The organism is Adhaeribacter arboris, from assembly GCF_003023845.1.
Classification (GTDB): Bacteria; Bacteroidota; Bacteroidia; order Cytophagales; family Hymenobacteraceae; genus Adhaeribacter; species Adhaeribacter arboris.
In genome coordinates, this window is the sequence record NZ_PYFT01000002.1 from 73,156 (window position 1) to 98,394 (window position 25,239).

The 25,239-nt window shown below is 40.9% G+C and carries 13 protein-coding genes and 1 pseudogene; 4 read left to right on the forward strand and 10 right to left on the reverse strand.

What is annotated here, in order from left to right; genetic code table 11:
- Positions 1-36: 36 nt before the first annotated feature.
- The 4 genes from AHMF7605_RS28815 to AHMF7605_RS28830 form a co-directional block, all read right to left on the reverse strand.
- Entirely contained in the window at positions 37-699 is a 663-nt protein-coding gene (locus AHMF7605_RS28815) for a hemerythrin domain-containing protein (RefSeq protein ID WP_106933723.1), read from the reverse strand.
- A gap of 293 nt (positions 700-992) precedes the next feature.
- A complete protein-coding gene (locus AHMF7605_RS28820; RefSeq protein ID WP_158267665.1) occupies positions 993-4,232 on the reverse strand; it encodes a choice-of-anchor tandem repeat GloVer-containing protein in 3,240 nt (1,079 codons plus the stop codon).
- A gap of 529 nt (positions 4,233-4,761) precedes the next feature.
- On the reverse strand, positions 4,762-5,634 hold the full coding sequence (locus AHMF7605_RS28825) for a helix-turn-helix transcriptional regulator (protein WP_106933725.1): 873 nt from the start codon (positions 5,632-5,634) through the stop codon (positions 4,762-4,764).
- Between the two features lie 194 nt (positions 5,635-5,828).
- Positions 5,829-6,494: a DAPG hydrolase family protein gene (locus tag AHMF7605_RS28830; protein ID WP_106933726.1), complete on the reverse strand. Its 666-nt coding sequence runs from the start codon at positions 6,492-6,494 to the stop codon at positions 5,829-5,831.
- A gap of 927 nt (positions 6,495-7,421) precedes the next feature.
- Between AHMF7605_RS28830 and AHMF7605_RS28835 the strand changes: the two genes are divergently transcribed.
- Complete coding sequence (locus AHMF7605_RS28835; protein WP_106933727.1) at positions 7,422-8,198, forward strand: hypothetical protein; 777 nt, start codon at positions 7,422-7,424, stop codon at positions 8,196-8,198.
- Positions 8,199-8,476: 278 nt separating this feature from the next.
- Here the strand turns inward: AHMF7605_RS28835 and AHMF7605_RS28840 are convergent, their stop codons facing one another.
- Genes AHMF7605_RS28840 through AHMF7605_RS28850 form a run of 3 tightly spaced genes read right to left on the reverse strand, consistent with a single transcriptional unit; the run spans position 8,477 to position 10,951 of the window.
- Positions 8,477-9,538, reverse strand: a complete 1,062-nt coding sequence (locus tag AHMF7605_RS28840) for a PDDEXK nuclease domain-containing protein (protein WP_106933728.1) — start codon at positions 9,536-9,538, stop codon at positions 8,477-8,479.
- Positions 9,539-9,543: 5 nt separating this feature from the next.
- Positions 9,544-10,320, reverse strand: a complete 777-nt coding sequence (locus tag AHMF7605_RS28845; protein WP_106933729.1) for a TIR domain-containing protein — start codon at positions 10,318-10,320, stop codon at positions 9,544-9,546.
- Entirely contained in the window at positions 10,301-10,951 is a 651-nt protein-coding gene (locus AHMF7605_RS28850; protein ID WP_106933730.1) for a recombinase family protein, read from the reverse strand. Before AHMF7605_RS28850 ends, AHMF7605_RS28845 begins: the two co-directional genes overlap by 20 nt.
- 417 nt (positions 10,952-11,368) lie before the next feature.
- Here AHMF7605_RS28850 and recD2 point away from each other — a divergent pair, with 417 nt between their 5' ends.
- Together recD2 and AHMF7605_RS28860 are read left to right on the forward strand one after the other, a co-directional pair.
- Positions 11,369-13,864, forward strand: coding sequence for an SF1B family DNA helicase RecD2 (gene recD2 / locus AHMF7605_RS28855; RefSeq protein WP_106933731.1), 2,496 nt, complete (start codon positions 11,369-11,371; stop codon positions 13,862-13,864).
- Between the two features lie 379 nt (positions 13,865-14,243).
- Positions 14,244-18,611, forward strand: a complete 4,368-nt coding sequence (locus tag AHMF7605_RS28860; RefSeq protein WP_106933732.1) for a lectin-like domain-containing protein — start codon at positions 14,244-14,246, stop codon at positions 18,609-18,611.
- Positions 18,612-18,997: 386 nt separating this feature from the next.
- On the opposite strand, the gene AHMF7605_RS28865 is transcribed toward AHMF7605_RS28860, so the two are convergent.
- The 3 genes from AHMF7605_RS28865 to AHMF7605_RS28875 form a co-directional block, all read right to left on the reverse strand.
- Positions 18,998-19,849, reverse strand: coding sequence for a carbohydrate-binding protein (locus AHMF7605_RS28865; RefSeq protein ID WP_106933821.1), 852 nt, complete (start codon positions 19,847-19,849; stop codon positions 18,998-19,000).
- Between the two features lie 1,148 nt (positions 19,850-20,997).
- The gene (locus tag AHMF7605_RS28870) at positions 20,998-21,738 is read right to left on the reverse strand and encodes a LytR/AlgR family response regulator transcription factor (RefSeq protein ID WP_106933733.1); all 741 of its coding nucleotides are present in this window, start codon (positions 21,736-21,738) and stop codon (positions 20,998-21,000) included.
- Between the two features lie 28 nt (positions 21,739-21,766).
- Positions 21,767-23,644, reverse strand: a complete 1,878-nt coding sequence (locus AHMF7605_RS28875; RefSeq protein ID WP_106933734.1) for a sensor histidine kinase — start codon at positions 23,642-23,644, stop codon at positions 21,767-21,769.
- A gap of 220 nt (positions 23,645-23,864) precedes the next feature.
- Between AHMF7605_RS28875 and AHMF7605_RS28880 the strand changes: the two are divergent.
- Positions 23,865-24,991: pseudogene (locus tag AHMF7605_RS28880) on the forward strand (IS3 family transposase).
- Positions 24,992-25,239 lie beyond the last annotated feature (248 nt).

The following is a 25,239-nucleotide window of genomic DNA, read 5'->3' on the forward strand; positions in this document are numbered from 1 at the left end:
CACTTGATTATATCATTGACTGATGGCTTTAATTACTTAGTTGAATTTTAGTTCTCTAAAACGTACTTGGGGCAATTCATCTGCCGCCATTTGTAAAAAAACTTCGTAAACAGGTGCCGGAGCAGATACTTTAATACCATCCATCCATTCCAAAATTTCTGCATTATTAATACTGCGCATCATCCACCGGCTTTCTTCCATAAGTACCTGCGGGTCAATTGAAGCCATAATCTGTTGTTCCATGCGCAGGATCTCTTTATCCGAAAAGTGCTTCCAAAGTGCCAGCAGTAATTGGTTTTCTTCCTTATTCATGTGGTACAGATTAAAGGCGATAAATTCATTAAGTGCATAAAAGATTTGCTTACCGGATAACTCTTTTTCTTCCACTGATTTCGCCTGACGCCAATTGCTAATAAATTGTCTTAGATCAGCACTTAAATTATGGTCTATTACATGGTCTTTTTCCAGTTCTTCTGTAAGCTGCGGTTCCTGATGTACAATATGGGCTAAAATAAATCGGTCTTCGTGGTCGGCATGTTCATCGTAGAAATAGAGTACTCGTTCCATTTCGGCAATTACTTTATCGGCTTTAAGCTCTGTAAAATCAGTTTGTTGTATTTTGCTTTGTAAATCGAAAAGCATGCTTCTAAGTGCTTTGTGGATGTTGTTAAAAACATTATAGCGTTTTACGGTTCTCATGTTATTTTTTTCACTAAAATTAAGTTGGATTGAAGTTTAAATATTGAAGAAAAACGACAAAATATAGTGCTAGATAAAACTGCCTAAGAGAAGGTTTTAAGACGTTTTAGAAAGAAGATTCATCCAAGTCCTGTAGTATTAAAATATAAATTTACTAATAATTATACAGGCAACCAGACAGCAAGAGCGAAGAACACACAATTAAAGTCAAAATTATTAAACCGTATTAGGTGCTATTTCTTGATGGTTAGAGTAATAAATTATCAAACTAGCTTATCGGAACACCAGCCAGGTTATTTTTTTATAAACCGTAAAACTTGCTGGCCTGTACTGGTATACACTAAAAGCGAGTACAAACCTGGCCGCAAATGGCTAACTGGAAATTCTAATTGGTTAGTAGCTATCAGGCGATGCGTGTTTAAACCTAAACTTAGACCATCGGCACTTAAGAGGGAGGTTACCAGTTCTTCCGCCGGCACTTTTAAGTCTACGGTAAATTTATCGATAACCGGATTAGGATACAGGCGGGTAGCTAGGATAACTGGTGACGTGTCTATATGTTGCTCGGCTTTGCTGATAGGCAATATTTCAATGGCAGCAACACAAGCTTTATCCACTACTGAAATAAATTGCAGATTTAAAAAACCATCGGTTACAGTTATTTTTTTCGAAACATTAACCGCCTTGCGGGCTCCTTTCGCCGAAGCAAAGATATCGTAATTAGTTAACCAACCCGTTCCTTCTGCGGTTACGTTAAATTTACGCTTGCCCGCAGTTGTATAATAGATTTCCGCAAAATGTAGTTTTACCATATACGAGCCATTATTAACCGGAATAGTATATTGGAAACTACCATCCGAATTGGTAGCTCGGCGATTAGTTTTATAAAGGTTACCATCTGTAGTATTATCAATAGTTCCCGAAGTAGCGGATATACTTGTAGCGCCAACAAAGTAAGTATCCGCAACAAAACTACCTAAAGAAGTAGTCAAAGCAGTTCCTCCTGCATTAATTCGGATTGCTTTCGTTACTTCCGTTCCTACCGTAATAAAAATTGTTTTAGGTACAGATGACTGGCAGCCCCAGATAACCCGGAAAGTAAAGGAATCTGTACTAGTAAAACCAGCTTTTGGCCGGTAGGTACGCTTCGCTCCGGAACCGCTTAAAGTACCATTTTTAGGTAATGAAACAATCTTATAAATTAAAGGAGAGGCACCCGTACCAGATAGCGTAATAGATTTTGGTGTATTAATAGCAGTAGTAACGTTCTGCGAATTAGCTACTGGAGTAGCTTTCTGAAAAATTAAGCTACCTACAGGATTTTTACCATCGGTAACAGGTTGTAAATGGTGCATAATGGTATATTTACCCGCAGGTGTGATTTTAAAGATAGTACCACTATAATTATGACCGCCGCCGCTGGTTAGCCCGTAGAAGTTACCTTCTTTATCCATTACTAGGCTACCGCTTGGGTTAGCGCCATCGGCATATTCATTTACTAAATACTTTAAAATTGTTATTTTACCAGTTGGGGTAATGGTAAAAATAGTACCAAATCCATCTTTTCCACCCCGGGAAGTCATGCCGTAAAAATTGCCATTCTTGCCTACTACCAAGCTACCAGCAGGATGGTCGCCTTGGTCATATTGATTAAAAGAATGCAATTTGGTAAACTTACCGTTAGGAGTTACCTTAAAAAAAGTACCCATATTATAATCGCCGCCTACATTGGTTAGCCCATAAAAATTTCCATCCTTCCCTTTTACCAGATTACCCCGGGGTGAAGAACCCTCTTCATAGTTATTGAGGCTGTGCAATACTTCGTAAGAACCGGTAGGCGTAACCCGGAAGATCACGCCGGATAACATATGACCGCCCGCTTGAGTCATGCCGTAGTAATAACCATCGTTGCCATCCACTAAGCTACCCCAAGGGGAATAGCCCGAATCATCGTTTTGGAAGGAATATAAGACGGTAAAATCCCCTCTGGGCGTTATCCGGAAATAGGTACCACTGCCGTTTACCCCTCCATGACGGGTCAGGCCATAAAAGTTGCCATCTTTTCCCAGCAGTAAATCACCCACCGGTAATCCACCATCGTTTAAATCGTCTAAGGACCGTAAGATGGTATAGGAGCCATCCGAACACAATTTGAAAATGGTGCCGTAATTATAGGTTCCACCATATTCGGTCATGCCGTAGAAAAAGCCATCCTGGCCCTGTACTAAACTACCCCGGGAAGCCACTCCACCAAAAGTACCTGGCAGAGCCATCAATATTTTAAAATTTTTACCAGTAGGCATAATCCGGTAAATAATACCATCATTTTGCGGACCGCCTATTTCATTCATGCCGTACAAATAACCATCCGTTCCTTGCATCAGACCACCCGCGCGCCCTCCCTCTTCCAAAGGCGAAAAGGAATGTAATACACCTACAGTGCCATTGGTCGTCAGTTTAAAAAGGGTTCCATTGCCCCAGTAACCGCCATTCATGGTGGTACCATACAGGCTACCGTCCTTTCCCCGCAGCAAACCTCTTTTAGGAGTATCCCCTATTTCTCCCCCGTATGTGAAGTGATAAATTACTTTGTAGCCTCCTGTTGGACTTATTCTATAGATCGTACCCCCAAAATTTTCTCCTCCGTACCGGGTAAATCCATAAAATTCACCATCCTTACCTTGCACTAGGTTGCCAACCGGGGTACCACCGGTAGTAATTTCAAAGGTATGGAGCAGGGTAAAGGTACCGGAAAGAGTTATTTTAAAGATAGTACCATACTGATTGGCTCCTCCGAGAGTAGTAAGGCCATAGAAATTGCCATCCTTGCCCCGCACTAAACTGCCATCTGGCCGACCTCCCCGAGAAGTTCCGTTGAAGTGATGCAGCACCGTATGCTTACCTGTAGGAGATAATTTAAAAATAGTACCCATATCGAAAGTACCGCCGTAAAAGGTCAGGCCATAAAAATTACCGTCCGGACCCTGCAATAAATCTCCATAGGGCCGATAACCATTGTTCCGAGTAAAGGTGTAAATTACTTTGTACTCACCACGGGGCGTTATTTTAAATGCTACTCCCGGTTCTGCTCCGTTATTGTTCAATCCACCGGACGAAGTCATGCCGTAAAAATTACCATCAGCGGCTTGTATGAGATTATTTCCTTCCGGTGCATTTCCTTCAAAACCATTGAAATCGTGCAAGATAGTTATACTACCATCCGGTGCCATTTTAAAAATAGTACCAAGATTGTTAGCACCACCGGCCGAGGTCATTCCGTAAAAGTTTCCATCCTTAGCTTGCATTAATTCTGCTTTGGGGTTTGAACCTAACTTGGTAAAGGTTTTATGAACAGCAAAGCCACTACCATCAGATTTAATGGAAAAAGCAGTACCTCCCCCTTGGGGACCATAAGTAGAGGTTAACCCAAGTAATACCTCCTGAGCCAGGATGGGAGTAGGATGTATAATAATCCACAAGCCCATCAAGAAGCCCAGTATTTTAGCAATTAGTATCCCGGAAACCTTAATCAAGGTAAAAAATAAGTTATGCAATATTAATAATGAAGAAATGCATCCTCCTCTTGATGTATAATTCTGAGAGTAGTAAGACAAGAACAGTTTCATAATTAAATGGATTGATCAGTTTTAGATATAAGGAGTGTAGTTGTATCAGAAAAAAAGAACCTACTTATTCATTACTACATTTAGCGTAGGATAAATAATATTGTGTAGTTATTATCATTTAAGCACGAAGTATCTCTTTTGATTCTAGCACAAAATTAATCCGGCACAAAAAATTTATATTGAATAAAACCGACATTCTAGAGTAACTGGATATTATAGAACTATTAATCGGAAGAAGTTTTCAGATTATAAGCGATTAACAATCAATAATTTGCTATAATTAGGCGCCAAAAGTTCGGGATAGGTCTTTTGTAGAAAAAATACTTGCTTAAGAGTTTTTGAAATAGATTATCTTAAGTAAGAGAATTAAAGCAATATAATATTTCTTATACTTCAGAAATTTGTTGATTCCCATTCCTGAAGTAAACAATTTACTTCAATAAGCGAATGATACATAAGTAGGGCAAACTTCCAGGGTTTGGAAGAAGCTTTGGTCATTCGTAATTAAAAAGGATGGGACCGTACCAGTAAATTCCCTGCAATCTCTAATGAAATGTGCTTGATCGGAGAATCCAAGTTCATAGCTCAGCTCTGCCCACTTAATTTCTGAATCAGTTGCCTTACGTACATATTGATAAGCGTTGCGGAAACGGATGATGCGCTGGTAAGTTTTGGGACTAGTACCTACTAATTCTTTGAAGTTTCGTTGTAGCTGCCGAGGACTAATGTACAGTTGATCACTTAAAGCTTCTATTGATAGTTTACCCTGCACTTTTCGAATCAGCCGGCAGGCTTCCACTACGTAGTTGCGTTCCGCTCTCAAATTACTAAGTCGGTTTAACAGGTATTTTTCGGCAATAGTTACTAATTGAGGTACACTACTTTTTCCAGACATTTCGTTTACCATATTCTTAGCGGTAGTTCCCAATAATGCTTCCGCATCGATAACGCAGTTAAACAAACAGGCAACTGGTAATTTAAATAATTCTAGAATAGCTTCGGGTCTCATGCGAATACCGAACATGAGAGAGTCCGGGCTACCTTTCCAAAAACTAGTATCTTTAAATAAACCAGCAAAATAAATAATATGGCTTTTTTCCCAGGTTTGCTGCTGGCTATTGTAAATAACACATGGCTTTTGGTCCACTTGAATGATAATTTCGACCGTTCCAAGTGGTAAACACCGCTTTACCGGTTGCTCTTCAATGGATAATCCTGGGGAAGAATAATAGTGCCAGTAGCATTCAATATATGATCTTAATACTGGTGATGGCAAATACTCGCGATACTGCGTTTCTGATGGCATCATAATTAATACAAATCAAGAGCACGAAGGTAAAATGAATGGCAATATAATGTATTGAAAAAAAGCGACATATATTTTTAAAAATTAACAGCGCCTGCCTTCAATAACACTGTTCCCGGAAAGGAATAAGAAAAGATTAAAATAGTAAGATTAGATGCATTATCTTATAGAGATAACCTAGCGTCATCAACCTTATTTCAGGCTATTGATTTCTCTAATTCAGAAACGGAAAGATAGCTGGCATATAACTTTGGCAAGAAAAATTCAAAATTTCCTACTTCCTCTACATTATGCTTTAGCCAACTAGTACCCATTTGTTTCGTAAAAACTTGGGTATGCAATAAAGGATTAATAAAATATTTACCTATAAAACTTTCCGCCCCTACTTGCATCCGCGAAATATAACGGGTACCATTAGAAACTGGTATAAATTGGTGCTCCAGGCTAAAAACTTCTATCCCCAGAATTTTGCGAATAAGTTTTAATCCGGTGAAATCTAATTTCACAACTTCTTCCGTGCTGTCAACTAATTGGTTTAGGTCGCCGCCAAATGCTTCAACGATTCTAAATTGTGCGCCAATCCCTGCACTGCCATTAGGGCTAGTTCTAGCTAACTCCCAGTGGATATGATCTATTGGGTGCCATACCAAATACTTAGAATACGTTTTGCCTTGGTAATCCATGGTGCCCTTAATGTTCTTAAACCACCATTCCAGCATAACCGGGGTGACATTTCGGATAGTATCGTGCTGAATACAAAGTTCATAGCTACTGTATGGTAAAATACTAAATTTTGTATGGGCACTATCCACGCTTTTCATCTTCCAACCAAAGTCTCGTGAATCAGGTAATCGCCATTTCATTAGTAAAACAAGTTAGGTTCTCGTCACAGATTTTGAATAGGACAAAGGTGAGGAATAAGATATTATAATCTTTTAACATTTGTTAAAAATTTGTAATTAAGACATAACAAATTCATTTTCAGATAAATGTTATTAAAAATAGTACTTAAATTATCTGTTCGAAGTGTTGATTCATTCACTGGTGTTAAGGTCCTTTTTAGTAAGTTGAGCAGATGGAGTGTGAACTTTGTTATAGGAAAGAACCGGGAACTAATTTTATAAGGTAATCAAGCTCTTAGAAAATCCTATAACCACTAATATGTAAAACAGAAAGTTGCTTTATTTCAGCAGGAACAAACCAAAACAAGAATACTTATAGGGTGTTTGGCTACACATAATATCTAATATATAATCAACAATAAGTAATCAATATTATACAAATGATGCATTCCAATTTTTGGAGATAAGAATATTTTATATGTAATGCTTTGGGTCAATAGAATTCTTTAGAAATAAAATCAAGAAAGCGAGCCATCAGGAGCGATCTACCTTTTGGTTCTAAGCTGCTAGGGGAGGGGTCTTAAAAATACCTATTTAATATCCTATGTTTGTGAGCTAACCCAAAAGGTTCTTTTCTTCTTTTTGTTAATTTAGTTAAGAAGGAAATAATTAAAGAGCAAGATGGTAAAAGACCAGAGAACTGGTTGACTTAAAACCAATTAGTCAACAAGTATAATATTGTATTATATACCGTAAGTAATGGATAAGTATAATAATGATATTATACTTTAGTGCTAGATTAGTCAACTTTAGTAATACTAATATTATAATTACTTATGAGATTAGGGGATAAGTATATGACTAATATTTGTACTATAAGCTGGTATATTCTATCAAGATAATACGTAAGTATTTAGTATATTTATTGACTAATCCACACTTAATGCTATGAAAAAGGAGTATTTCGAATTACTTAAATGTTTAGGCATTGGCCAAACCGAAATAGATGCCAATCGGTACCAGCCCGACATCATGCGAGCCTTGATTTTTGATTATGCCGAAAGACATATGGAGCAGTTTGGGGCCAAGAAACAAGACGGGCAGATCATCCGGCCGGTTTTGTTCCTTAGTGGTGAAAGGCCCGGATTTTACCTGATTGAGAAAAACGAACCGATATTGTTGCAATTGGATTTTGGGAGCCGGATCAGCCGCGCCGCCGTTCGAAAATCCATTGATGCCTTAAAACCTGGAGAAACCCTCGCCTTCAAAGAAATGGATGCCGGCTTATTAAGCTTTGTCCGGACGTATTGCAGCAAATCGGGGGAATACTCGGTAAGAAAGAAAAAAGATGGTTTAACGGTGGAGTTTGCCGCGGCCAAGAATTCGATTCGAAGTATTATCGTCAATGGTTTAACTAATTACGCCGGCTTACTAATTGTCAGTGAAAGTAATAAAATAAATTACGTACGGTCTTTGGTATCATTAGTAAATGCGGCGCAAAACAGAAACTATTCGGTAAAGGCTAACGGCAAAGAGATTCTCATTGGTTTACGTTCCGACATCGAAAACTACGCGAAGTCAAGTGAATCTTCAATGCCTGCTCATTGGACGGCCGATGATTGGACGCGTGGGTTTATTGCTGCCATGCGCCGCAAGGGCTATGGCAGGCAAGAGATGCGGAAAAAATTAGATGAATATATTACTGCAGCCAACGAGTTGTTTTAAAAACCAAAAACGGGATCTAATTAGCCAAGCTTTATTTTACTTTTTAGTCTTATAATAATAAAGTGTTTACATAACATCCGCTCATCAAACTCAATTAAACGTTTCTGCTTGTTGCTTTAAAGCTTGAGGAGGAGTTCTACGGCTTTATTTTTCAACATTATTTCTAGCTTTAAACACTTATACAAATCATTTTCAGGAGTTTACCATTTGTCTTATAATTTATCTTATGTTAAATATGAGTTGTATTATCTTAAGTTTCTCATGATAATGAGCCTATTTCATATGTTAAGGGTTAATTCATTTTCAATGTCTTCAATCGCAGGAAGGCTCGATTTTAGATTATCAGGCAGAGCACGGGTGAGTTCAAATTCAGAAATACCTATTGGTTTTTGCACATCCCGAAGAGCATATTCGGCCATTACTTTGTCTTTAGTCTGACAGAGAATCAGACCAATGGTAGGTCCATCAGTTGTATATCTAAGCAAATCATCTACCGCTGAACAATAAAAATTCATTTTGCCAGCGTATTCTGGTTTAAATTCTCCCTTTTTTAACTCGATGACCACAAAACACCGCATTTGTAGATGGTAGAACAATAGGTCTAAGTAATAATCATGATTGCTCACGACCAAATGATATTGTCGGCCGACAAAGGCAAAACCTGTACCTAATTCTAACAAGAATTTTTCAATATGCCGGGTTAGCTCTACTTCCAGTTCTCTTTCTGTAAAAGGTTGGGTTAGGGTCAAGAAATCAAAAATATATGGGTCTTTTAGGCTTTGTCGGGCTAGGTCCGACTGTGGTTTGGGCAATTGTTCAGCAAAGTTATTAGTTGTATCACCTTGCCTTAAGTGCAGGTTGCTTTTAATCATCAGGCTTAATACATCCCGGCTCCAACCATTATGGATGGTTTGTTGCGCATACCATAATCGGGTGGATTTCTCTTTAACTTTTTCAATCAATAATAGGTTGTGCCCCCAAGGAATTTGGGCAACAATCCCCAATCCAATTCTATTAGCTTTTAAATTTGCCACAGGCTGTGGCAAATTTGTCAGAGTTAGGTTTTCAGGTGGATATTCCCGATAAAAGGCCAACATTCTTCCCAGGTTGCGTTCGGAAAACCCTTTGAGTTCCGGTAGTTCATTTTTTAAGTCTTTGCTCAATTTGGGAATCACCGCGGCCGACCAGCCTTGTTCCTGCTGACGCTGGAAAATTAGTTGGCCAATATCCCAATACAAAAAAATCATCTCGGCATTAGCAGCCAGGGTAGCTTTGGTTTGGGCTATCCGGATCCGGGATTTAACATCCTCTAATAAAGATGTATAAAAAGTAAAGTCCATCTTATTTAAATTCTATCAGACAATTTAATAGGTATTTTGAAGCCTGCAGCTTTCAATTCCCGAACTAATTTTGCTTTCCATTTGCCAGCCTTATCATACGATTGATATACCACTCCTACAAAATCACTAGGTTGCTCAATGGGCTCTTCAGAATGAAGTACAAAAACGTTGCGACGGCCTAGTCGGGCTAAGAAGTAGCCTAATTCAAGTACTACATTTTGTCTAACACGCAATTTCAAAAGAGTTTCCTTACGGCCTTTGGAACGAAGTCTACCTTCATCATCCGCTGAGAAAAGAACCACTGCATACTCACAACGTGCCGCTTCTTTTTCGAACTTCTCAATGATCGTTTGTCCGTTATCATCTTCCCGTTCCAGAACTACCGTAGGTAAGATCAATCCACGTAACGCGCTCTGTACAACCTCACGCATCTGTAAATCTCGGCTATGAACAATAAATATTGATTTATTATCCCGATCAATCAATCGTAGAAGGGCAAGTGTTCCGACACGTAACTCCTCCGCCTCTTTATCAGGAAACCAGGATCCAGGGTGAGTTGTACTAGTGAGCTTACCTTGCAATTCAGCTAACTTTTTCCCATAAGCAGCTCCATTAGTTAAGTTGGGGTGCTTAATTAACCAGCCAGATAGACCAGAAAGAATAGTGCTCAGTTGTTTGGCCATTGAAGGCGATGAGCTACTGTTGTAATTGTTAGGTGCTGATATACTTAATTGCTCTGTCTTTTCTAGTAATAGACGGAGCTTAGTTTTGTCTAAATGCATACTGTAGTAAAATACATAAAGGATTATTAGTCTTTTCTCTTTTAATAAATCCTTTCACATCTACGCCGGCAAATTCCAGAATTTTATAAAGAGTGGGCTGGCTTTTGATATGGAACATGCTGCGGATTTCCTCGGTGCTGCGATTGTTCTTCTCATATACTTCTTTCACTTCCGGTGCTATTCGTTTGTAGCGCTCGTTTAAACCGGAAGGCCTCCCTCCTGTTCTTCCCCTGGCTCGGGCCGAGTCTAAACCAGCTCGGGTTCTTTCCCGAATGATATTGCGTTCGTGTTCGGCCAGAATACACATAAATTGAAAGAACAGGTTGCCCGTGGCGCTGCTTGTGTCTATGGCCTCACTTAAAGATTTTAGATTTACTTCTCGTTTCTTGAGTTCTTCTACCAGCTGTATCAGCTGCACCGTACTTCGGCCTAAGCGGTCTAGCTTCCAAACCACAATCGTGTCTCCCGGTCGGGCATACTCCAGTAATTTTTCAAAGTCAGGTTTACTGGCCTTAACCCCGGAAATTTTATCGGTAAAAATCTGTCGGCAACCATCACTCTTTAAGGCGTCCAGTTGTAAGTCTAAGTTTTGTTCCAGGGTCGATACCCGGGCATAGCCAATCTTGGTCATTTATGTAAGAAACTTAACGTAAGGGAGTAAAATACATTTAGAAAAAATACACGACAAGATAAACAAAGTTTTGGAATACTTTTCAGCTACTTGGCGCTGTGTAGAAAAACCCTCGTTTTTTTACACAGGAAATTTGGCTACTCCCCAACCTAAATATTAAATCCTGTTGATGTTTCTATTATCTTTTGAACTGGACCTTATTTAAAGATCGTGGGTCTGGAAGAATTAATGGGCTAGAAGCAACAGTTGCTATTACAACACCAAATTCCGCATTGTATTAGAAACAATTCATATGAGGAGCGGTCAGGAGCGTACCCGTTGTATTTATTAGTGCCGGAAAGATGGCTGGAAGAGAAACCTTACTTCTTAATATTTCTGTTAAAGTACATCTATCTTTGGCTTTACCTATCTTTGTATATGCCGGCATTGGACAGATCAACTACAACGGAGTTAGAAAAACTTTCGGGTATTGTTAAACGTATCACCTTCCATAGTGTAGAAACCGGCTATACGGTGCTAAAGGTAAACAGCTTTCAAAGACCTAATGAGGAAATCACCGTACTGGTGCATCAATCCAAAGTATTCGCCGGAGCAACGATGGACTTCTATGGCGAGTGGATTAATCATCCTTCGTATGGTCTGCAATTTAAAGCCAGTAAGGTCATTGAAAGAAAGCCGGCTACAGCCAATGCTTTAGAGAAATACCTGGGTTCTGGTTTGATAAAAGGGGTAGGTCCGGTAACGGCTAAGAGAATTGTCAGGCACTTTGGGGATAAAACCCTGGAGGTATTTGAAAGCAGCATTGGAAAGCTCATCGAAGTAGAGGGCATTGCTCAGCTCAAGTTAGAGATGATCCGCCAAGCCTGGGTAGAACATCAGGAAATTAGGAATGTGATGCTGTTTTTACAATCCCATAATATCTCCACCTTGTTTGCCGTCAAAATCTACAAGACTTACGGTAACGAAGCGATTGAACTGGTCCAAACTAATCCCTACCGATTAGCCACCGACATCTATGGCATTGGCTTTTTCTCGGCAGATAAAGTTGCCTTAAGCCTGGGCTTAGCTCCTGATTCTCCGCAACGCATTCAAGCCGCTATCGCGCATGTGCTGCAAAATGCCAGGGAAGAAGGGCACTGTTATTTGACCCAAGAGCAAATTATTAAAGCTGTCCGGGAGCTGCTATCCTTATTAGACTCTACTGCCGTAAATACAATCCTCCGGCAAATGGAACTGCTGGAAGAACTTAAAATCAGGTTGATCCCCGATGAGCAAGGGATAAAACAGAAATGTTTCTACGCGCACTCCTTGTATTATGATGAACAATATATAGCCACCAAAGTCAAGCAGTTGGTCACTCAAAAGGTCAAGCTGAATCAGGATCATCTCCTGCAAGATCTGGACGTATTTTGCCAGGTGCATCATATTACCTTGAGTGAAGAACAAAGAGAAAGTGTGCTCCAAATAGCCTCTCATCAGCTTTCCATCCTCACCGGGGGACCTGGTTGTGGGAAAACCACCACTACCCGGGCCTTGGTAGGGGTCCTGCAGTTTATGAGCAAGAAAGTGCTGCTCGCAGCGCCCACCGGAAGAGCGGCGCAGCGCATGAGCGAAGTCATTGGTTTAGAAGCTAAAACCATTCACCGCTTACTGGAGTTTGACCCAGCCAAGGGCGGGTTTAAACGCAACGAAGTAGAACCCTTGCAAACGGATATTCTCCTGGTGGATGAATGCTCGATGCTGGATGTTCACCTGGCCGCTGCCTTACTCCGAGCCGTGCCGGCGAATTGTCAAGTGGTGCTGATCGGGGATGCCGACCAACTTCCTGCCGTAGGAGCCGGCAATGTGTTAAAGGATATGATTGCCTCCGGCGTAGTTCCTTGCCAGAGGCTAACGAAAGTTTTCCGGCAAGCGGCCGAGTCGCTCATTATCTCCTATGCCCACCAAATCAACCGGGGCGAGGTTCCCCAGATTGAATCGCCTTTTCATCAGCCGCAAGTCTGGCAGGAGAAAAAAGATTGTTTGTTCATTGATTCGCAAGAAGCTACGAGCGAACAAGTAAGGTTTATTACGAAGGTAAAGCGAGTGATGGGGAAGGCAATCCGGAATAATGGGCAGGAACCTACTCCATTAGAAGAGCCAATCACCGATCCATATCATCAGGACACTAACTTAGCTATCCCAGCTAAATTCAATCATGTGGATCTGGAAGTCTTGGTCCAAACCCGCAGCCAGAGTGAAGAGTTAAAGGCCGTTCTAAGGCGGGTGCATCCCTGGTCTTCCCTGCATTATGGCTTAGCCGCCGTAGGGATGATAGAAAAACTGTATGAGGCCATTATTCCCAAGTATTATGGCCAGGAAGTCGAGATCCAGATTCTTTCTCCCATGACCAAGGGTAGCTTAGGGACTGCTAACCTCAACAAAGTCATTCAGGCAAAGATTAATCCGGTAAGTGCGGGTAAAGCCCAACTAGTCGTAGGCGGCCGCATCTTCCGGGAAACAGACCGGGTTATTCAGAAGCGCAATAACTATGATTTGAATGTGTTCAATGGCGACATCGGAGTGATTACCCAAGTAGATAATGAGGAGATGGAACTTACCGTAAGTTTTAAGGCAGGTCAGGAGGTAAAAGAAGTGCGGTACCAAAAAGAGCACCTACTGGAACTGGATTTAGCTTATGCCATTACCATTCACAAATCTCAGGGGAGTGAATTTGAAATCATCATCATCCCGGTAGTCACCCAGCACTTTGGCATGTTGTTCCGCAATCTGATTTATACGGGTATTACCCGGGCTAAGAAGTTGGTGGTATTTGTGGGTACCAGAAAGGCTTTAGCCATGGCCATACACAAGCAGAATACCGCCATTCGGCAGACTGTTTTAGCCTATTTACTTCAGCAGCAAGGGGGCTAATTACTGTATTATCCTCTATAGGTTTAATTCTGTTTTACATATTGTTGGTTATAGGATTTTTGTTTAGAGTAAAGAATATTAGTATTCGACTCTAAGCAAAATATTTAAGCAAGCTTCCGAATCAGAGAGCTAAATGCTTGAGGAGCTTGCTTTTACTAAGGTTGTACCACATTGAGTCTGATCCTTCTTTGTCCTATATTGAATGCCTCTTCTTTATACTGGAATACTATATAATTCTAATATTTTTTTATAAACCATTTATAATAAAAAAAAGAAGGCATTTTGTAAAAACATTCAATTTAAATCGAAAATAAATCCTTGCTATTCTGTACATTTGTATTATTTTAATAAGAGCTATTTAGCAATTATTACATTATATATGGAAATAGTAATACGTTTTATAAATTTCAGCTCAGCTTACCAGCCGTTTGTCGCTCTTTCTTATAAACTCTACCTTGCCCTTTTATTAATTTTATGGACCATAGGAATACTTGCGGGTAGTAAGTCTTTAGCGGGAACAACTAGTCTTTCCCCAAATGCGGCCTTTGCAAATAGAAAGCCACCAGCTAATAACAACAAGCTTCAATCAAGTAAGCCCTATATAAATGTAGCAGCCTTATTTGATTATCGTAGCCAGCTCTTCACGGAAGCAAAACTTCAGAAGTATAGTGTTATTTGGGCCGTCGGAAATAACGACAACGATAATGTGCTGGATGGACCGGATAATGATGATGATAATGATGGCATTGCGGATATAGCGGAATCGGGTGGCGTGGACCCTACGATAGATGCCAATGGCAACGGAGTTATCGATTACCGGGAAGTAACGCCTGCCACTGACACGAATAATGATGGCATTAATGACCTTTATGATAAAGATAAGGATGGAATCATTAATGCTTTTGATTTAGATGCGGATAATGATGGTCTACCGGATGCTTATGAAGCTAATAAAGGATTTTTGCCGACCGGAATGGCAGCGGCCGGCCAGTATACGACAACCGTCGTTAATAGCAATGATAGTGATGGGGATGGCTTTCATAATAATGTGGATGCCAGCACCGGCGGAATCGCATTAGCGAACGAAGATAAAGACGGGGATGGATTACCTAATGCACTAGATTCAGATGCGGATAATGATGGTCTACCAGATGCTACTGAAAGTACTTTATCCGGAAGCAACTTAAGTAACAATGATTACGACGCAACCAATGCCGGCACCTTTCCGGTGGCCAATAAACTACCTAATTTTCTAGATTTAGATTCCGACGGCGACGGGATGGTGGATGCTATCGAAGCTAACGGTGGAAGATTACCCGCGAACATGAATACTAATGGGCAGTTTAGTATGGCTACCTTCCAAGATGCCGACCAGGACGGTTTGCACAGCGGCGTGGATCCAACTGAAGGAGGTACGGTGCTTATAAATTCGAACAGCGATTCGGATGCTTATAAAGATTTTCTAGATATTGATTCGGATAACGACGGTATCCTGGATAATCGAGAAGGGCAGGGCAACGGTGCCAGCTATATTGCGATGGTAACGGGCACTACCGCTCTAATCACGGATAGTGACAGTGATGGCTTAGTAGATATCTATGATCCGAATTGCGGTTGTGCCACGCCGGGGATAGCGTTAACTCCCCATAATTATGATGCAGATAGGGACGGCCTATGGGGATACCGAGATACGGATGCGGATGACGATGGGATTGGGGATTACATCGAGGGAAATGATGCCAATAAAAATGGTCGTCCTGATTACGGCGATGCGAACAATGATAATGTAATGGATCCTACTACTGCTGATACGGACGCCGATGGATTATTAGATATATTCGACAGCAGTTCCTCGCGTAATAATGGTATAAACCCAGCCTCTGCCTATGGTGTGCCGCAAGAATCGGATTTAGATGGTATCCCTGACTACCGGGATGCCGATGACGACGGCGACGGTTTACTGACCATTACCGAAAAAAGTGCTTCCCCCACTCTGCCTTACTTGATCTACACCCAAGGAGGATTTAACCGGCCAGATTACCTCTACGATCCGGTGTATATGTTTGAGATAAACAATGACGCGGTACAAACTTCCCCCAACTGTTTTATTTTGACTCCCGGCGTCGGTACAAAACGCGGAGAAGCCTGGCGCATCAATCCTATCTCATTAGATAAATCTTTTGAAATAAACTTTAGTGCTAATTTTGGTAATTTAGATGCGGGGGGAGCCGATGGGATTGCTTTTGGTTTTCAAAGAAAAGCAGTAGATCCGGTTCTAGCAGCCGGTAATACCGGTGAAGGCATTGGCTTTGGTCATGGTGCCGTACAAGGGGGCGTGCGAGCCGGTGGTATTTCTCCTTCTCTGGCCGTTGAGTTCGATACCCATTTTAATAATGTAACCGGTACCTTACCGAACGGCACCACTGGTGCCACCGATCTTACCGTGGATCACATTGCTATTTTTACCAATGGCGATGAACGCAACGTAGTAGCGGGTCCGGTACAAATGAGTACTACTAGCGGTAATACGGAAGATAATCTGAACCATACTATTAAAATTATCTGGAAAAAAAGCGTGAATACGCTCTTTGTATACTTCGATGGCAAATTCCGGCTGCAATACCAAAACGATATTGTCGCTACTATCTTTGGCGGCGATCCAACAAATATTTACTTTGGTTATACGGCTAGTACCGGGGCGAATCATAATACCCAGAGTGTCTGTGATATTCAATTTGATCCTTTAGATGCTGACCGGGATGGCATGGCGGATGGAGAGGATATTGACGATGATAACGATGGCATTCCGGATTTGATGGAGTTATACGGCGTAAATAGTGGTTTGGACCCATTAGCGGATGACAATCAAAACGGCCTCGTGGAATCCGAGGACAACGATGGTGTTCCCAGCTACCGCGATCCAAAGTTTACGGGTAAGACCTGGGTTGATGCTAACGCCGACGGAGTGAACGACAACTTCGATAAAGATCAGGACGGAATTATTAATTCCTTGGATTATGATGCGGACAACGATGGGATCACGGATGTAGTGGAAGCCAATAACGGGTTGGTGCCGGCCGCTGACTACGATGCCAATCGCGGTATTTTAACCAGTGCAGTCGGCACGAATGGGATGCCTAATACCGCAGAAACTAGCCCGGACAACGGCGTAATGAAATATACTCTGGCCGATTTTGATGGTGATGGCATCTTGGATTACTTGGATATAGATGCGGATAATGATGGCTTGTTAGATAACCGCGAAGCCCAAGGCAATATTATCATCGCGAAAAGTGGGTTGGATAGTGATAAAGACGGCTTGGACGATGCCTACGACAGAAATAACCGGTTCAGCAATACTTTGCTGGCTAGTGCTCAAGTCTTAACTCCGGTTAATTCCGATCGGAGTGGTTCTTACGACTACCGGGATGTGGATGCCGATGATGATGGGTTACTGGATAATCTGGAAGCGCAAGGGGTTACGGTTCGTTTAAAATCAGGTGCCGATGCAGACCAGGATGGCCTAGATAATACCTATGATCCTACCTGCGGTTGTCCAACAGCCGGAATTGCCCTTAATCCAGTAAATACCGATAAAGATGCCGCCCTGGATTACCTGGACCTGGATTCCGATAACGATGGTATCTTAGATATCGTGGAAACCCAATCTAATTATTTTGTTAAAAAAGCTAATCTGGATACGGATGGGGATGGACTGGACGATAGTTATGATCCCATTTGTGGCTGTAGCCGGAACGGAGTAGCGAGCACCCAAATCAACTCGGATGCCACGGCTCTTCCCGCTAACCAGGATGGATTACCAGATTACCTGGATCCGGACAGTGATGGAGACCTGCAACTAGATGTGGCGGAGGGCAATGACATCAATGATAATGGAATTTCTCTGGATGATTTCAAATTATTAGCCGCCACCTTTGGGGGTAATAACCTTTGGTATGCCGATACCGATGCGGATGGCAACAAAGTTCCGGACTGGTTGGATAACAGCAATAATGATTTGTTCTTGAATTTTCTGGATGTTACCAGTTCCTTTTACCAGGATACCGACCAGGATGGGTTAGTGGATATTTATGACCCGGATAATCTAGGAACGGTTCCGCATGCGAGCAATGATGCTAATAATTATACGTTTAATTACTCCTTCCGGAACCTGAATGAAATAACACCCTTGCCCGTGGAGATAATTAATTTTGCTGCTATTCCGGGAGCCAACTTTATTAAACTTAGCTGGCAAACGGCTAGTGAGCATAATAATGATTACTTTCAAGTAGAAAGAAGTAGTGAGGGAATTCATTTTACGGCCATTAGCAAGGTTAAGGGGGCGGGTACTACGGACCTACTGACTTCCTATCAATTTTTAGATAAAAGCCCATCGCTAGGCACGAATTATTATCGCTTAAAGCAAATGGATTTGGATCAAAGTTTTCGCTGGAGTGCCATTGTATCAGCCCGGATAAATCAAACTTTATCAGAGAGAGACAACCTGGTGATTAGCCCCAATCCTTTTGAAGACCTGTTGCAGATAATGGTCGAAGCTACTAGGGAGGACAAACTGCTGATAAAAATAAATAACCTTCTCGGAAAAACTTACTGGGTAAGTGAAATACCCGTCTTGCCTGGATTAAATAATATAATGCTGCCTTTAGGGAGTCTAAATAGCGGCTTATATTTAATAGAGTTAAAGCTCGGGGAGAAAAGTACCACTCAGCGAATTATAAAACGATAGCTGAATACTTATTCAGAACGGATAAGAATTAAAAACAGAATAGGCACGGATTACCTCGGGACTTTTCTGTTTTAGGGTCGTATATAAATCAATATGGTTATAAGTAGAGAAGAAAATGTAAAGCTGTTTTACATATTTGTACTTATTGGACTCTTAAGCGGTATGATTATTAATAACCAACATTCATATTAATCACAACCTGTTATTAGGAAATCTATTCTCATTAGATCCAATCAAGTAATCCCTACCCAAATTGTCTAGGCTATAAAAAATAGTAACTTATAAACTGTTTTGCATTAAAGGACTCATAAGAAAAATCAAGATTGTAAATAAACAAAAGGGAGAATAAATATTGCTCTCCCTTTTATTAGTAAGCTTTATTATAATTATTGCCAATACTTATGCCACATATGGTCGTCGGTGCCTTGTACAAAGCAATCGATGCGATTAGGTCCCCAAGATACGGCTCCTGGCCCACTTTTGAGTATACCTCCTAGATCTGCCCAATCTCCCCAGTTACTGCCATCCCAGTATTTATGCCACAAGTGGTCATCCATTCCTCTAGCAAAACAATCTAATCGATTTGGTTCCCAAGAAGTAACGGCAGTAGATGAAGAAATTTGACCTCCTAGATCTTCCCAATACCCCCAATTACTGCCATCCCACCAGGTATGCCACATATGATTATCAGCACCCCGAGCAAAGCAATCGATGCGATTAGGTCCCCAGGAGACAGCACTAGGTGCATTCTGGATGTCGCCACCTAAGTCTTCCCATTCACTCCATTTGGTTCCATCCCAAGCCATATGCCACATCCGGTTATCTAAACGTCGAGTGAAACAATCTAACCGGTTAACCCCCCAAGAAGCTACTGTTGGAGAGGTAGCCAATTGCCCCCCCAAATCTGCCCAATCTCCCCAGCTACTGCCATCCCAGTATTTATGCCACAAGTGGTCATCTATTCCTCTAGCAAAACAATCAATCCGATCGGGACCCCAGGAAATAGCAGCCGGCGCGTCTTTAATCTGTCCGCCCAAATTCTCCCAACTACTCCAAGTATTACCGTCCCAACACTTATGCCACACATGATTGTCAGTACCCCGAGCAAAACAATCAAGTCGATTAACATCCCAAGAAGCAACACTAATTGAGGAGGCTATGCCATTACCTAAATCTGCCCACTCACTCCAATGGGGACCAGCATCAGGACGTATGATTGACCAATAGATGCAATTCATATTAAATTGAACAACCGCCGGGAAATTAGCTCTTCCACCGTGTTCATTGATAGCATCAATAAACTTAGAAAGGCTATTAAGAATATTAGCAGCTACTTCTGCAATTGCAGCCGCAGCTGTACCTCCCGTTGGATCCCCTGCTGCTCCCCCAATTATTCCTGCTGCAGTTTTAATGACTCCCGTGTCGAATTGGTTACTCCCTTGAATTTTCATGATGACTCTTGTGCTGAGAATTACACCATTTGCATCAAATTCCATTTCAAGTTGGGCATGATCATCTTTTGCTCCACCTCGAATGTGGTCAAGCTTAGTTGATAGGAAGATGCCTGACTGAGGAGTAAAAGAAACAGTGGGTTTATAAGTACGGTAGTTACTCCCCGCACTTTTGTATTCAGCAGCATTACCTTCTTTTTTATTCCAGCCAATGCCATTGAGTTGTTGGCCTAGTTTGGCCATGTCGAATTGTATACTCATTTGATTAAAATTGTTGATTAGTGAATATTAGTTTTGATAGGTCCTCTTTGGTCCAAGACCATTTGTTAAGAATTGATTTTTTGACTGTTGTTTTCATTTGTTTATTTTGGTTGTTTGAGCCTACTCTAATATCGCTTTTCGGCTTGGGCGAAAAATCTGTAATAAGCTTAGGTAAGGATGGATCCTAAATGGCCTGTTATCAGAAAATTAGAAACTATTTACTGCTCATTATCAAGATGTTAATGTAAGTATACTGGGCAGATTTCTGTTTTATTGCAGACAATGCGCATGTGGTATCCAGCAGATGTAGCTGGTTAATTCGGGTGAGCAGTTTACAGTAGAGTAGTAAGAAAATAAAACAGGGAATTATTAAAGCTAACGGTAAAAAGGAGGATAACTATTGAGTTTACCTTAGTGTCTAATCTTTAGAATAGATTTAATAGATAAAATATAAGAGGATAGAGTAGACCCTTAGAAAAAAGGTTTACGCTTCATTACTGTGTTGTTGAAGTAATAAAGCATAAGCAGTTGAACCGGCGAGGTTCAGCGTGTAAAAATTCCAGCTACTTTTGTAACTGAGATCTAATGAATAGTTGTTGACTTACTTTAGAATAGAGTAATGTAGGATACCCCTGTAAAGCATGATTTGTTACTCTTGAGGACTTGGTTATCGTTTAGAACATCCGTAATAAGGCGTCTTTCCTACTGCGAGCTACACTTACAGCTGAGTTATCGCTCATTAGTAGATAGCCACCATCGCCTTTGACGTATTTTATGACTTCATTTAAATTAACCATGTGAGAATGGTGAACTCTAAAAAAGTGGTGATTCTCCAGCATTTCTTCGACTTCTTTTAAGGTTTTAGATACGATTATTTTACTGCCGTTTTTAAGGAAAATGCTGGTATAGTTGCTGTCTGACTCACAGCGCACAATCTGATCGGCATACACCATTTCGTAGCCTTGTAGAGTAGGTAAAGCTATTTTCTGTAAACCATTGCGTACTTGCTGCATGTTACTAAGCAGTAAATCTAGCTGCTGGGTAGAAATAAACCGGGCAGGATGAGTATTTATTTTAATCAAAGCAGCTTGCAATTCATCTTTATCAATGGGTTTAAGCAGATAGTCTAAGGCACTGAACTTAATGGCCCGAATAGCAAACTGATCGTAAGCTGTAGTAAACACAATGTCAAAATCAATTCTGGGCAAGGATTGTAACATTTCAAACCCATTCATCTGAGGCATCTCAATATCTAAAAAGACTAGATCCGGCCTTCGCTCATTGATGAGGGGTATAGCTTCTTTGCCGGAGTTACAACTAGCCAATACCTGCACCTGTGGGAAGTACTTATTCAACTGCCACTGGAGCAACTCTACGCAGTGTAGCTCGTCATCGACAATAATGGCTCGGATCATAGTTTTGTATGTTTGTATATTAGATTAATTAGAGGGGTATTTTAAGAATCACCTTTGTTCCTAATGGATTGCCATTTGAATCTTCTTGATCAATAATCTCGACAGTAGCTTGTTGCTGTTTTAGCTTGTTGAGCATTTCTACCCTTTCAGAGGTAATTTGCATACCCATTGATTTGTCCTTGGTTGCTGATTTACTTTTTAACTCTACGGCTAACTTGCGGCCAACCCCGTTATCTTCTACTTCAACATAGAGGTAGGCGTTTTGCACGTACACCTTTATCTTTAGATGTCCTTTACCTTCTTTATGCAACAAGCCATGCCAAATTGCATTTTCTACGTAGGGCTGAATTAGTAAGGGCGGTATTTCAAAGTACTCGATATCTACTCCTTCTTGTATCTCCAAGCTGTAGCTAAAACGGCCATTAAACCTGATATTCTCTAGCTGAATGTAAAGCCGAATTGCTTCCAGTTCGTTCGCTAGCGAAACTAACGCTAACTTGGAATTAGTGAGGATCAACCTAATTAAACGCGAGAATTTGGTAAGATAATTAGCGGCGTCTTCTGCTTTATTCTTGACGATAAAATTATTAATGGAGTTTAAGGAGTTAAATAAGAAGTGTGGATTCATTTGGGCCCGCAAAGCTGTGATAGATACTTCGGCCAGTTGCTTTTCAAAAGAAGTTTTCAGTTGCTCTTGTCGGCGGACTTGTCGAATGCGATAGCGGTAAAAGGCAAAACTTAATACGATAATAATCAGGGAAGGAAAGGATAGCCAGGTAAGAATTTGTTTTTGGATAAAATCACGGGAAGGCTTTACTATATCATTAACTAGGAAGCTTACTCCAAAACGAGGTGCCATGGGGATGGCACCTGGGTAATTGTGGTACAATTCCTTTTTATACAAAAGTAGAATAGCTTTATCTGTCACATGATTCCAGCCCACTATATCCTGCAAACGTCCGTTTAGGGAAAGTCGTTTAAAATTGTTCTTAGCTGGAATAAATTTATTTAAACCATTTTCTGTCAATACCCACAATGTTCCCGCACTATCCTTGTGCAAGCCAGTGATAAAATCATGATCTAAACTATTGGGATCAGTAGGATTGTGCTGGTAGTGAGTAAATCTATGTGCATGATAATGGTAGAGACCTTTACTGGTACCAAGCCACATATCATTGCTATTACCTTTCTCGAAAAAATGAATAAGCAGAGGGTTTTGATTGTTTGTAGTAGGAGGTAGGCTTAAATAGGTAAACTCTTGGGTTTTTAGGTTAAATAAATAGATTCCTATGTTCATCACGATCAGAATATTTCCTGATCGGTCCTCCATAATAGCTTTCATCTGTACAAAGCCGAAAGGATAGCGGTCACTTTTAGTATCCGTAAAATTTTTATTTGCCTTTTCTAGCGGAATAAAATAAGGTCTAAACTTTTCGGTTATTTTGTCAAATTGATTAATACAAGCGCCCCAAGTAGTTAGATCTACTCTATTCGAAATGGTAGAAGTATAAGTTTGCCCAACCCAAACTGTATTATTACGACTAATAAAAGCAACTTCTGTATAGTTCTCCCTACCACTACCCATGTCGAATTCTTTTAAAAACAGTCCATCATAGCGATAAAGGCGATTATTAGATATTATCCAAATGAATCCTTGTTTCTCTTGGATTATTTGGAGATTGTGATTATACAGGTGGTTATTTGGATTATATAAGTGTTTTGCTTTCGGTTCATTTAAATCAGGAATAAATATTTTAGGAAGTACTTCATTAATTAAAGCTCTACTTGATGAATCTTCTCCTTTTCGCTTAACTGTATCCTTTGTGATGGATGAACGAGCAAAGCTATTAAAATGCAGTAAAATCAATAGAAAACAAAAAGCTATTGAAGTATTTGATTTTTCCATAAAAAAATAGGAACAATGTATTTTTCAATTATTAAAGAAATATACCTGAAAAAGCTTGAGTTATCTAAGTAAAATGAGCTACTCGTATTCTGTTTGGCCATTTGGGGTATCTGGGTGAGCAGTTTACAGAGAAGAAATTTTTCTTATAATAATTAGTGTAAGCTTCCCCCAAAATAGAACTGTTTAGGAAGAGAAAAAATCTTAACTTAGAACAGTGCTTATGAAAAGAAAAACCTTCCCTTCGCAACAGATTGCCAAAATCCTCAAAGAGTTTGAGGAAGGCAAAAGCGCCGCCGAGATAAGCCGGGAACATGGTGTGAGCCAGGCGGCATTTTACAAATGGCGGCAACGTTACAATGGCATGGATGCCACCGAACTCAAACGACTTAAGGACTTAGAAGAAGAGAACCGGCGGCTGAAAGCCATGTATGCCGAACTCGCCTTAGACTTAAAGTTAGCGAAGGAGATGGACCCGATGCTGAGGCACGTCTGCGGGTCTGAAAAAAAGCTTTGAAGCCCTGTCAAAAAAGGCAGATGGTGCAAGAAGTGCATCAGCAGCCTCAAGCTGGCATTACAAGGGCGTGCCGGGTATTAAACTTGAGTAAGTCGGTCTACTACTATCAGTCGCAAAAGGAGGATAAGGTAGTGGAAGCAGCATTACGTGAGAAAGCCGAGCAACATCCCCGAGAAGGCTTCTGGAAAGCTTATGGCCGATTATGCCAAGAAGGGCAGGTGTGGAATCATAAACGGGTATATCGCATCTACAAAGCCTTAGGTTTAAACCTGCGGCGTAAAGCGAAAAAGCGATTGCCGGCCCGTATTCAACAGCCTTTACAGGTGCCGAAAGAGTTAAACCATACCTGGTCGATTGACTTTATGAGTGATGCTTTGGGGAACGGGCGAAAGTTCCGCTCTTTCCATGTGTTGGATGATTTTAACCGGGAAGCACTGCACATTGAGGTAGACTATTCCTTGACAAGCAACCGGGTAGTCTGGGTGCTCAATCATTTAATCAAACGAAGGCAGAAGCCCAAGCGCATCCGAATGGATAACGGACCCGAGTTTATCGCCTCGCTCATGGCCGAATGGAGTCAGATGCAGGGAATAGAATTTCTCTTTATTCAACCTGGCAAGCCCACCCAGAATGCTTTTATCGAACGGTTTAATGGTACCTTCCGCCGGCATGTTCTGAATGCTTACTTGTTTGAGAACCTCGAGGAGGTAAGAGAAATTACAACAGGGTGGTTACAGGATTACAATTATAAACGACCACACGATGCTTTAGCCGGAATGACTCCGGTAGAGTTTGCCCAGAAAAAACATTGTGAACAATTAGTATCTGCTTAACCAAAATTTATACTTTTAACCAGTTCTAAATACGGGAAGCTAACAGCTAGATGAGCGATTGGATCCATTTTTATCGAGCACTTTAATGCCGGCTTCCGTAACCCAGTCCTAGTCATCATTCTGGGTTAAATGCCAGGCTGCCGCAACATCATCAGAGTTAATCTTCGCCACTTTCTCATAGTCGACTATATTACCTTCAAACTCATTATCAAAAATTATATTCGGATTATAGTCTCTGCGTTGGTATA